Origin of the sequence: uncultured Legionella sp. (assembly GCF_937871865.1) — a bacterium.
In the GTDB taxonomy this organism is placed as follows: Bacteria; Pseudomonadota; Gammaproteobacteria; order Legionellales; family Legionellaceae; genus Legionella.
In genome coordinates this window covers 20,461-33,755 of the sequence record NZ_CALMPD010000157.1, presented here as the reverse complement: position 1 = coordinate 33,755, position 13,295 = coordinate 20,461, and the positions used below count along the sequence as shown (strand labels likewise).

Below are 13,295 nucleotides of genomic sequence, written 5' to 3'. Positions count from 1 at the left end.
ATGCAGGAGTTAAAAAATATGGCTTGCTAACGAGTGGCGTGCGTAAGGTGAGTTAGATAGTTATCTTGCCAGTGATTTGGTCGCCAATGCCATATCTCCGGATTTGGGACTAATAGGCAACAATATTTATCGTTTATCAGAAGGAAGCGATGGTCACTGGAATTTTAGTCTCTATTTTGACGGAGCAGATCATGGCCTGGATAATGGTACTGCAGTAGATACAGTACTCGATTACGTCAACTCTTATTATGATGATTTAACATTAAATAGTTTATTAAATACAGGATTGTTGCATCTAAGTTCTGATGAAGACATCGATGATTTCAATGTGTTCGAACTAAATGGTGCATTGGTCAATGGTTCTGTTGCTAATGATATTTTGGTGGGATACGCCAGCAATGAATCTTTTTATGGTGGATTAGGTGAGGATGTTATGACTGGTAATGGAGGAGCAAATACATATCTATTTGATGCAGCGTCTGTTAATGGTCAATCTGTAGAGCGAGACACTATTACCGATTTCAACCCTGCAAACGGAGATAAAATAGTATTCTTGAATGATATTTTTGGCGGTGGTACTAACCCACTCCAAAACCAGGTTCATGCAAGCACGGTAAATGTTGATGGAGTAAATTCAACACTCCTCACTATAACCCAGCCCAACAATGGTGCTCATATTCAGGAAATATTACTCCAGAATTATTCTCCAGAGTCATTGCCACAATTAACTGACTTTATACAAGTAGCCTAAATAGAGGTTATGAGAGAATTCTGTTGGACTTAGATTGAACAATTAGCGTCAGACGAAGCGCCCGACATGTCGTTTTTTCATCAAACACAGGGTGTGGGATGTAAAGTTTGCAATGAAATATCAACAGATCCTGGACTCAATAAGCTGAAACGAACTACAATTATTTATGACCACGCTAATCTATCTTATATGAACCCCATTTCCAGGAAAAAATTTATATTATCACTAACCTTCCTTTTCCTGCTCCTATTGCTTAGCATATTTTATTACAGATACAAATCCCAATTTAACTATGATGTCATCAATCTTGAAAACCGTTCGGGAATTCATTTAATTGATGGGCAACCTGCTATTAAAGAGTTTTATGCCACCAATCGCCTCATCGAAGATGGAAATAAAACAGGTGAACTCAGCCCAACACTAAATTATGGCATTAGCATTGTTAATATTCCTCGGCAATATCGTATTGGTGGAGATTTTAAGAAAAAAATAGTACAGGATATCCCTCTTGAGGAAAAAAAATTTTTTCATGAGCTCAATCAAACAATAGCAAAAACTGAATCCAAGTTGCTCGTTGTATGGATACATGGTTATGCCAACAGTTTTGAAGGAACCGCAGCTGTTTTGGCTCGGGGAGCTTATGATCTCAATACAGAAGCAACCTATCTATTCTTTTCCTGGCCAAGCCAGAATCGTTTGTTTGCCTATGTAGCAGACGAACAAATGGAGAAAAAAAGTGCAGTCGCTTTCGCCAACTTTCTTACTGAGCTAAAAAGAGAGGTACCTGGTGCGAGACTAGTAATTATTGGGCATAGCCTGGGAACCCGTTTGCTTTGTGATGCCTTCGATATACTGTACACGAAAGCTGATTGGCGGGATAAAGACAAAGAAATATCAGATGTCATTCTGATTGCGCCTGATGTGGATCAAGACGATTTCGATTTGCATTTTAAAGATCAGATCCTGGCTATGGTAAAAAGATTAACCGTTTATGTTGCTTCAGATGACGGAGCCTTACTGATCTCCAATCTAAAACATGGTACCAAACCTCTGGGTTTACCTACTCATTTTGATGATAACACACAACTGGATGAGACGCAGGCCTTGCTAAGCTTGTCTGAGCAAGGGATGGATAATCTGGATATTGTTGACGCAACCTATATAATCAAACCTTCTTTTAGTCACAGTTATTATCGTTCGCGAGATATTATTTCTGATATTTATTGGCTGCTCAACCATAATGCCCCTACCGATAAAAGGCAACTGTTCCGCAGCAAACTCCGGAAAAAAGATAATTACTGGGTCATACCACCCTAAGAGATTTCACACTAATTCATAGTAGTCCGCATTAACAGAGCGTAATGCGGAACAGTCCTAGTGGTACTACATACCGTCGTCCTGAGAAGCTAGTAACGGAGCATTACCGTAATGTTAAATGAATCGTCCTCTTTTAGGAGGCTCTAGATCAACATCATCTTCCGCTTTGCGTTTTGTACCACAAATATTAATGAGCTCACGAACATTAGGTCTTAAAAAACCCTTGCTTTTAGCATGCTCACGGGCACTGATGTATTTATCAGCCTCTTTTTGTGCTTCATCCTCATTCTCACAAAACAATTTGGTAATTGTTTTAATTTCTTCTGGTTTGTACTCCTTAAGAACAATTTTTTGGAAGCGATTAAGTAAGGCTGCTGATAATTGTTTTCGGAAGTCAAAACTAATAGGATTTTGGGTAGCAAGTACTGCAAATCCCATTTTTGTTGCGCACTTCCCATCTTTATCAAGCCCTGACATGTATTGATTTAATAATAACTCAACTGGCATAGTATTCAGTTCGTTAATAATAACCAAGGCCCCTTCGTTAAAGGCTTGATAGAGAACCGGCTCCAGACTTTCCAAATCGTTAATCACATAATAACGACGTTTATGTTCGACATTATCCTCCGTTGCCAAAACAAAATCGTTAGCATCCAGATAATGTTTTAATAATGAGCTTTTGCCCTCAGCCGAATCACCTTCTAAAATAACTCCTTGTACGCCTGTAAAATAATGTGAGCTCATCATTTTTTGCTCACGAATCTGCAAGAACTGATTAATTAATCGCAAGGGATTACGGCGAGTTGATGCAAGGAAAAAGTCACTTTCATCAAAAACAATAGCATTTTTTCGTTCCGCCTTAATCGCTTTATAATCACTCAGACTATTCAGGAATACTGGGCGTTCACTCTCTGTGAAAAAGATCTGGAATTCATCGTACACAGCCAGACACAAGGCATCATTTTCTTGACCGTATCGCACATTATTCAGAAAACGCCAGGCAAGCATTTCCAGGTTACGAGTAGTAATTGTATCTTGCAAAGACAGCCTCATCTTTTTATACGCTTGCAACAAATGACCAGCCACTTCATCACGCTTTTTCTCATTGACAGGTTGTGTTGATAAAATAGGAAGCAATACCTGCTGTTTTAAAAGAACATCAGGTAATTCTTTAAACGTGATAATATGTCCATGACGACTAAAAAATGCCTGCTGCGTTCTGTCCTTAAAATAACCGAAATTACCAATAAAAATGATTTTATGTCTTGAGGATATCGGCATTATCTCACCATTAACCAAAACGCTCTGTTGTTTTTGAAACAGTAACTCTAAAAATGCAAACGCATCCTTGTTGAGCAAATTAGCTTCCTCAACCACCAGAAAGGGACGAGGACTGTCCGATTGCAGCCATAAATTTATTTTATCAAGCCCGCCAAACACTTTGGTGTCTGGCACCAGGCGCTCTAATTGATGAAAAAATAAAGTACTTTTACCACTGCCACTGGCTCCTGCCACAAAAATATATGAGCTATGCCTCAACTCACTTAAAACTTTATCGATCCTGAGCTGAGTAGTATCGTACGAATCAAAGGACAGATATTCTTTTGCCAGATCAACCACGTCCCAAATTTGTTCCACAATAGGCTGTAATTCATCATAATTGCTTTTTAATCGCAAGATTGGCTTTAGTGGATTGGCGTAGGGTTTCTGCTTGAGTCGCATCAATATAGCTTGCAATTGAATATAACTAAAAAGCGGCTCTCGGGGTAGGCATTCTGCATACGCAGCAACAAGATTTTTCGTCTGTGTCACTAATAAGTCCGGAAACTGTTTCTCAATCATCACCCACGGAGTAGGCAGTGCCAGCGTGTGGCATTGGAAAAAATTGCCATTTATCGCGTTGGTTGTGAGCAGCTTGAATTGGCCTGCTTTAAACTCATGGTGCTGTCCATCAATCACCAAATAAGGAGTAGGAAGCAGCAAGGATTCCAACTGTTTTTCCAACAAAGGTGATAAGTTTCCTTTTAAAACAACAGATGTTCCGTCGAGTAGTAGTTTTGCCACACAAGAAACACTGTGTTGGTATTCACCAGACTCAGTTCGCGCATAACGTTCAATTAAATCGCTATAGTTTGTCATTTCAGACACAGGAATAACCCTGAGTTCAGTGCCATCACTAAAATGCAATGCCTCTGCCAAGTCCAGATCATCAGCAACGATGACTGGAGCAAGCTCATTGGGTCTGTTGTCCGAAAGAGTGATGCGTTGCAATTGCGTTGAAAAACGACGAGCTTGTTCAGATAGTAAAGCGCTATGAGCATTGGATAATTCATGGCTTAGCACGATAGATAATGTGCTACCTTTGTAACGTTCTATCCACCCAGGCGTCGTATTAAAAACCCCGTCTTTGCAAGTATATAATTCAAAAAAGGATTTAAACGTCAGGTTATTTAAAATTTTTATGTCAGAAGGGGCTGCATCTGATGAACATGCAGTGTCACTGAAATAATCCAGATGCACCTCATAAGGCTTATCCCATAATACAAAACTGAAATCAGCAGGGATATCAATACTATGGCCGTTGGCTTCAAAGCGCCTAGAATAGATCATTTCACCTAAAAATAACCGGAATCCAGGGGCATTCCAAGGGGCATTGCGTATGACTACGCCGGAATGCCCTCTTTTTAATGCCGTAATCAACTGCGACTCAATAGCGTGTATGTTAGGGCCATTACAAGCAAGCCGAACGGTCATCTGTTGTTTGTATTCGTCAGGGAAATAAATATTGATGCATAACAGTTTTTGCTGGTCATCATCTAATGTTTTAACAACAGACGGATAAACAGTAGTATATTTTAAACGCCTCGGACATTTGCTTCGTAATTGATAGCGCGAATGAACGTCTTCGCTTGCCGAGCGATTCTCAGGTTGCAAACTGATAAGAATCAATCCCTCGGGCAAATCAGTCTCTTTCAGCATTCTTTGCTGAGTATCCATCATGGTGTTGTAAACAATATGCTCCGTTTTCATTTCAATCTGGTTAACAACCAGCACATCTCCGGGCTTTGCCTTCTTAATGTTTCTTATTAATCCGCTGTCTTGTTTGTGTTTTTCACCGTTGGCTCCCAAGACAACTTCCGATGTTCTGATGTTATCGAGATGATCAATGTAAATGTAACCTCGCTTCTCATTGTGCTGCACTACTTGAAGGTGTGCTAAAAAGCCTTCAACTTGTTGGGGTTTTAAAGAAACTAAAATATTCTTTTTTCCTGAATCAAATTTCTGAATATCTGTTAATAATTCAGTGCAATACTCTTCAAACGTTTTTGCACTGGATTTTTGCCATTGCCGACGAATATAATGGTTATCTGGCTCTAAAACCTGCTCATTTTTTTGTTTTTTCGCAATTTGTTCAGGAGCTTTTATAAGATTCAATTGCGCCTCAGCACCACCAAGATCGAGTGCTCGCCAACCTTTATCTGGATACCATACATGGACAAATTGATGGCAATCATTACTATCGAGCTCCACCCTGATACCAAAAATACTTGCCAATATGGTAAATGCCTTTGCTCGGTGACGACAGGAGCCCTTTTGTTCACGAATCACCTGATTAAACAACTCCCAAAGGGAAGATTGATCCGATACTTGTTCTGATAATTCCTCTACAGAAAAATTTCGACAAAAAGAAGAGAGAAAATAGACTTTTTGATCGATATTAAATTGTTGTATAAAATGAAACGATGGATGGAGATGGGGTGCTAAAGTATAATAGCCATTATTATCAAAATACCCATTCCGCAACACATAGAAAAGGGCTTCCAAGTCTATAGGAATCCGCTCATACTTTTGAAAAGCCCACTCAGGGGTTTTTAGCAAGAATTGAAACACAACAGGTTCACACGTATCGACGTGAACATAATGAAAATTATTAGCACTTTTTCTGATGGTTATCACGTTATCAGTTATTTTAGATGCCATGAATATCGTATCATCAGGAGTAAAGGAAGGTAATTTGATCCATTTCCCCTGCTTTTTGGGGAACAGTTCAACCGTACCAAGAAACACATCATCTGTATTCTGATATGTATCATTATAGACAGTGCTGATATCGTCTACCAAAGGTATATCTAATATGACAGCATGACCGGGCTCTATAGGTATAAATGATAATTGCTTACCTGGACCTGCAAATTGAAAAGTATCCAATCGATATCTACTGACATCAGAGCTCCCCTTTTTGGGACGAAAATACTCCACTGCAGTTAATGCACAATCAGCGGGACCTGTTTTCCCATCGAAGTATCCATCGTCCTCTTTTTCATCTAAATCAGAGTCTAGATCAGCAGCCCCCTTATTTGGGGTCGTTAAAAGAATCAGATAATTGGTTTTATGAGCCTCCTTGATTATCATGGAAGACTCTTTGATTTTGTCATTAAACAAAGTGCAATCAACCTGACCAAATTCATAATCAATGACTCCTTCTGGACCAATTTCGCTGACAGGGAATCGTTCTATAGGAATATTCTTGCCATTTTTAATAAATGACGCGTTGCGTAAACGAGGAAGTTCCAGTTGATTTAGAATCTTTAAGAAAATCTGATTCTGAAGAATAGATGCAGACGACTCAAACTCATACTCTGACTCACAATCAATATCAGGATCAAAGTCAAGCTTAATCTTAGAACGCTCCTCATCCTCATTAATATAAATTAATGATTCAAGATTGCTGCATAATTTGATAAAATTAATATCATCTTCGAAAACCCACATAATGTTCAATTCACGAAGATGTTTAAGACGGGATGGTTCCAGTACAGCAATAAACTCCTTCGGCAACTCAAGCACCTCTACTTGCAACTGTTCTAAAGATTCTGTTGCCTTAAGAAGACTGGTTAACAAATCAGTATCTGGATCTGTATTATCCCAAAAAGAAAGGTATTCTGTATTGTTATGCGTCAGCTTTTTGAGCGATTTTAGAACATTTGCACCCAGACGGAAATCATCCATATTAATTTCGCAATGTTCCAGTATGAGCTCTTCCAAATTAGGACTATTGTTCAGTATAAAAGAGAAAAGTCCAGAATTACAAAGCCGTAGATGTTTCAATTTTAAACTTTTTAACGAATGAAAGGTGGTAGCATAATCCGAATAATTAACATTTGATCCTTTTATTTTTATTTGACATAACTCCAGGTCCTCTATGCACTTAAACGATCCAAAAAAATCGAACATTTGTTGTTCAGTAAATTTGCGAATAGTTGTAGTGCCAGGATGGATAGAGAAGCTTTTAATGTATGGAGCTAATTCTGTAGGAATTTCGGGGATATCCGGTGCGCACTCGTCATAATAATAATCAGCTCCTGGCTTCAGTCTTTGTATATTTATTTGTGGATTAAGATAAGCGATTTTTTTAAGAAATTTGCTGCAATCATATTCTAAAAGAGTAAACATGTTGGACTCTAGCGTAAACGGTTTTCCTGTTTCCAAATCCAGTGTATCCAAATACGCTTGTAATAAATGATGAGGCAAGGACATCAACACTAATAAGCTGTTCGCTACAATTTTATAAGAGTGTTTCAGGCCAATATTACCCTTGTATATATGTTTATTATTGATGAAAACATTGGCAAATAATGTACTGCTATTTTCTGTCGTCGCAAAAAAGCACTCATCTTTATTAAAACCTGAATCCTTTATTTTTTCTATGAGGTGACTTGTTTTAATTGGCTCAATCAGAAAAAGATGCTCAAATAAATCATCAACATTTTTTATGTGAACCAATGAGCCTGTCCAGGCATATATCTCAAAGTCATAAGAAAGAAGCATGTTCCAAAGCTCAAACTCCTCAAGATAGGTTTTTCTAGCCGGCTCTATATCGCAGGTATATATTTTAAAACGCGTTTTCAGGTCCGTAATAATTATTTTTTTTCTTTTATAATCCTGTGTTGCTACAGGCAAGCGCCAACATTTTGGCTCATCATTAATCAAACGCTCTAAATCCAGATCCCCTGTAGGTATGTCAGTAAGTGCAGTATGTACTCCATTTTGTGTAGTGGAATATATAAGACCTGCATTATTAAAAATGGAAAATTCTGTTTTGGTAAACATTGATACCTCGAAACAACAAATGCGAGAGAGAATTTTTATACACAAAGACCAAACATAATACATGGGCCATGTGTTTCTGTCGATTTATTAGACAGATTGTCTCGGTTAATAAAGGCAGGCTATCGAATGTAGCCCGGATGAAATTCAGGCTCCTATGAGCGAAGCGAATTCATTCGTAAGGCATGAGTATGTAGGCATTCATTCTTGTAATTCATTAGTATTTAATTTAGAGTTCCTCTACAAATTAAACCACCAAAATAGGGTGAATATGAGCATTAATAATCCTGCTAATCCCACTTTTTCATCAACGAACATTGCCGAAGATGATTTTTACAGTGCCATGAATTATATAGGCCAAAATCTGGTAGAAACATTATTTAAATCGATTAACGAATTACCTGCGCCACTGCGTACCCCTGATATGCTCTTGAGTGGCATTGAAGGTATGCTAGGCAATGTATTGCATCAGAAATTCGCCTCAAACGCACATGAGAAACTCGATGGTTTTTATGAACATCTCCGTATGCACCTACACGCACTGGGACATCATCCTAAAGAAACAGCTTAGATAGTTGTTTTGAATTAAGGATCTCCCGGGATTCAGGAGATCCTTCGCTATACTCAGGATGAGCAATATCATCTCGTCATATCAATACCCTTTTGCACTGACTTATAGCTCCTTCCAATCATAAAGAGAATACAAAAAACCAACACCTTATTGCTAACATCGTCAATTAATGTATAATAATGGCTCATTTGGATTTAATTTTAGAACTTAACTATGTCTTTCTTTGAGCAAATTAATGAATTTCTATTTGAACATTCAGGAACCACTACGTGAGGAATTGCAAAATTAATTAGCGATAAGCCCGAAAAATTCGGCCCCGTCTTCTTTCAACCTTACACTTCTACAGGTAATTTCTTTAAAAGAGCAGCATATGTAGCTTCCGCTCCAGTATTTCTGGGCATATTGACTGCTGAATTGATGATCCAAAGCTTGATAACAGCCTTGGAGGCGATTTTCAATTTGATAAAAATGGACACTGATACAGCTATAGACAAAATAGGCGATTTATATGTCGATACTGTTTTAACAGTAGGTGCTGGACTCGCTGCATTAGCAAGCCCGTTCATCAATGCAGTCGATTTAGTAGGCAGCTTATTTGCTAAATCACCAGATGAACATGAAGAACAAGCCCGTTCTGAATATGCACCCTCTTAAGTAAACTCAGAATAAAACGTTGCTCAAGGATGAGCCATTCTTATTTAAAAAAAAATCCTTTTGTTAATTTTTAGGAGCAATGACTTAAGAGATTTTTAAACATACTCCTGCCAAAAACTCATTATTCCCCTTCCTTAAGAATTGTATCTTATGCACGTAAAGTTGCTTGAATGGCTATTTTTTTTTCGTCATTTAAAAGTCCCTTTTTAAATTATGAATCTTTAAGCTAAACGCGAAATACCCAAAAGTAAATATCAGCGTACACTAATATTACTACAAACGAGGAACCTCATCTCTCTCTTCCTCATGTTCTATTGCTGGAGCTCTGTGATCGAATAAGTGAGCTATAGCTGCTGCGGCGCCTCACGATTAATCTGGTCAATGTCCAGGCGGGGGAATAGGAGGAAGTTGAAATTGAGAGGTTGCATAGGAGGTATGTTTATCTGTATTCTTGGTAGGACAATTTGGACAATTATTTCATCTATTTGATCTTGATTTATTTGGAAAAAAGTATCTCTGAAAGGTTTGTCATTTTTTTTGTCGCTCCTGATGGGCATAATAATCTCAATAAGTCTTAAAAAAGAACTGCTCATGCCATATTTTTTAAGCTAAGTCTAGGTTATGTGAACGAACGAATTGTTTCATAAATAGTATCGATGGAGCTTTACTTAGGGCTTGGGGAGTAATAGAGCGGCAACCGACTTAAGGATTATTTCTCGATTAATCCGACTTTTTACTGGCTGCTATCTTATACACGCAACACCACCAGCCTTTGATCACAGATTCAGAGAGGATCCGTTGCAAAAATGTTCCAGCCGTATCAAAATACTCAAGACTCGACTATAGTTAGATTATTGAGATGCACTTCGAGATTTTATGCTTGATTTAAATCAATTGGTCATGATATTCATTTCTGCATTTCTGCTATGGGCCGTCAATCAATTCATCCCTATGGCTCCATTAATAAATCTGGTATTTAATTTTTTGATATTGGTTGTCTTAGTGATTTATATCATGCAATTTCTTGGTGTTGTTACAGGGGTTCTCCCTTCCCCGCGATTATTCAGATAAATATTCCTTAAACTGAACATGTCGACTAATAGAAACACGTGTTGAAATAAAAACATCAATCTTATATTGTGGCATGCAAAAGGAGATTTTATTTCAATGAACTAAGGAAGAATTCATGCCAAAAACAGTTAAATTAAGCGATTATAAAGTTCTTGATTATCTGGTGGAACATGTTGATCTTGAAATAGATTTGAGTCTCCTCCCAGTATCTGCCCGTTCACGCCTTCATATTATATCCAATCCCCAAGTAGAATCTCATGCCACCGAATTAATATTGGATGGGGAAAATATGATTTTAACCTCAATTATGCTTAACGATATTCCCCTGGATGAATCTCAATACGAAGTAACCGAACACTCGCTTATTATTAAAAATATTCCTCAGGACATTCCTTTTACTTTAGAAACCAAAACGCTTCTTGGTGAAAATACAGATTTATTTGGATTATATGAAACAGAGGGAACTGTCCTGGTTAAAGCAGAAACAGAAGGATTAAGGCGCCTGCTTTATTGTAACGACAGGCCCGATAATCTAGCGACTTATAAAACAACCATTATTGCAAATGAAGAACAATACCCTGTATTGCTTTCTAATGGTGAGTTGATTGAAAACAAGAGGTTACCTAATGAGCTTCATTCAATGACCTGGCTGGATAAAGTGCCGAAGCCCAGTTATTTGTTTGCCATGGTAGCAGGAGATTTACAACGCTCTGTAACCCACTATACGACCCAATCAGGCCGAGACTTACCCATTGAATTTTACGTGCCACTTAGTGCTACCGATAAATGTGATTTTGCAAAAGAAGTATTAAAGGCCGCGATGGAATGGGATGAGCGCACCTATAAACTACCCTGCGATCTGCCACAACACATGGTAGCGGGAGTTGATAAATATGCATCAGGCGCCTCCGAACCAACTGGATTGAACTTATTTAACACCGCTAATTTATATGCAAGGCTTGATATCACCACTGATTTAGGCATTTTACGCGTATTGGAGGTCGTGGCTCACGAGTTTTTTCACTACTGGTCAGGAGATAGAGTAACCATCAGAGATTGGTTTAATTTATCCTTTAAAGAGGGGTTAACAACATTCAGAGCAGCCATGTTTCGTGAGGAATTATTTGGGACCGATCTGATTCGTTTGCTTGATGGAAAAAATCTGGACGAGCGTGCACCACGCCCCAGCTCATATACAGCGGTACGAAGTTTATATACCGCCGCAGCCTACGAGAAAAGTGCTGATATATTTCGAATGCTCATGCTTACTTTGGGCAAAGAGGTTTTCTATAAAGGAATGACTGCCTTTCTTAAGGCAAATGATGGTGGGGCAGTCACTTTAGAGGATATGTTAGAATCATTATCCAATACCTCTCAAACAAATGTACATCCATTTTTATTATGGTTTACAGAATCAGGCATTCCACAACTGACCATTACAGATGAATATAATTCGGATAGCAAACGTTACACCCTGATCGTTAAAACAAATGAGAAAGAACGAAGGCCAATCCCTTTAATCATTGGTTTATTAGATCAATCAGGAAAGGAAATTCAGAGCGATAAGATACTAATGATTGCTCAATCAGAGATGGAATTTCATTTTGATAATATAGCGAGCCGCCCTGTCCCTTCATTATTACGCAGCTTCTCTGCCCCAGTGTATTTGAACTATAAATACAATCAGGATGACTTATTACTTTTAATGCAACACGATACCAACATTTATAATCGATGCGAAGCAGCAAAAAAAATAGTTCGCCATATGATTCAGGATCATTGTGAAGGAAAAAGCGTTTTATTTACCCCCCGCTTTTTCAATGCCTTCCGGTCGATATTATCAGACAAATCGCTTAATGAATGGCTAAAAGCTGAATTGTTAACATTGGAGTCTGAAGAAGAATTAATTGCAGGTGTTGAAAAACCTGACTTTGAAAAAATTGCTGAAGGCCGCCAACTCATCCAACGCACACTTGCAGTGGAGTTAAAGAGTGATTTATTCCAGTGTTATAATAAACTGCAAATGCAATACACTACCCAGGAATCCCAATTCACCATTTTTAACCTACAAGATGCCGGGGTTCGTCGTTTAAAAGCAGCATGTAACTCTTATTTTCAATATACGAACAAGGAACGCACTGAACTGTATACAAGTCTGTTGTTTCGTGATGCGTTGGGTACTAATATGACCGAAACGGTTTCCTCTTTAACATTACTTTGCGACATGAACTATCAAAAAGTTGGCGAGTTATTCGATAGTTTTCTTCAACATTGGAGTGACGAGCCCAATGCGATGAAGTATTGGTTTAGCATACAAGCATCATCCCATACTCATGAGGTAGTAAAACAGGTTAAACAGTTAACCAATCATCCTGCATTTGATTTATCAAACCCAAATAACGTCTATGCATTGCTGCATTCATTTATTAATAATCCCTATGGTTTTCATTCGCAGACAGGAGAAGGTTATTCTTTAATTGCAGATCAAATCCTTCGTTTAGATAAAATAAATCCTACAGTAGCGGCCAGTTTGACAACCAGCTTTATTAATTGGGATAAATATGATGAAAAAAGGCAAAAGCTAATGCTGGATAATTTAAAACGTATTCATTCGAATGCTATTTCAGAAGATGTGAGAAACACCGCAAAAAAGGGGTTGGAGAAAATAAAAGGTGATTTATCACCTCCGCTCCCTATTGGTTTAACTTTTCTTGGTGGTTCAGAAAAGAACATACGTGCTGATGAAGCGCAATCGCAAAGTGTATTAGAACTAAAATAACTAAATATCCCCTCAATTGAGGTTAAGAGCTTCCATACTGTTTC

7 protein-coding genes are annotated in these 13,295 nt (G+C 38.1%); 6 read left to right on the top strand and 1 reads right to left on the bottom strand.

What is annotated here, in order from left to right:
- The first annotated feature begins 103 nt into the window (after positions 1–103).
- Both Q0495_RS08900 and Q0495_RS08895 read left to right on the top strand, forming a co-directional pair.
- Entirely contained in the window at positions 104–751 is a 648-nt protein-coding gene (locus Q0495_RS08900; protein WP_298625129.1) for a type I secretion C-terminal target domain-containing protein, read from the top strand.
- A gap of 66 nt (positions 752–817) precedes the next feature.
- Entirely contained in the window at positions 818–2,068 is a 1,251-nt protein-coding gene (locus tag Q0495_RS08895; protein WP_298625127.1) for an alpha/beta hydrolase, read from the top strand.
- A 114-nt stretch (positions 2,069–2,182) separates the two neighbouring features.
- On the opposite strand, the gene Q0495_RS08890 is transcribed toward Q0495_RS08895, so the two are convergent.
- Entirely contained in the window at positions 2,183–8,179 is a 5,997-nt protein-coding gene (locus tag Q0495_RS08890) for a hypothetical protein (RefSeq protein WP_298625125.1), read from the bottom strand.
- A gap of 268 nt (positions 8,180–8,447) precedes the next feature.
- Here Q0495_RS08890 and Q0495_RS08885 point away from each other — a divergent pair, with 268 nt between their 5' ends.
- The 4 genes from Q0495_RS08885 to pepN all read left to right on the top strand — a co-directional run bounded on the left by Q0495_RS08885 (position 8,448) and on the right by pepN (position 13,251).
- Positions 8,448–8,747, top strand: coding sequence for a hypothetical protein (locus tag Q0495_RS08885; protein WP_298625123.1), 300 nt, complete (start codon positions 8,448–8,450; stop codon positions 8,745–8,747).
- Between the two features lie 468 nt (positions 8,748–9,215).
- Entirely contained in the window at positions 9,216–9,401 is a 186-nt protein-coding gene (locus tag Q0495_RS08880) for a hypothetical protein (protein ID WP_298625121.1), read from the top strand.
- Between the two features lie 876 nt (positions 9,402–10,277).
- Positions 10,278–10,472: a Thivi_2564 family membrane protein gene (locus Q0495_RS08875; protein ID WP_298625119.1), complete on the top strand. Its 195-nt coding sequence runs from the start codon at positions 10,278–10,280 to the stop codon at positions 10,470–10,472.
- 115 nt (positions 10,473–10,587) lie between these two features.
- On the top strand, positions 10,588–13,251 hold the full coding sequence (gene pepN, locus Q0495_RS08870; protein WP_298625117.1) for an aminopeptidase N: 2,664 nt from the start codon (positions 10,588–10,590) through the stop codon (positions 13,249–13,251).
- Positions 13,252–13,295 lie beyond the last annotated feature (44 nt).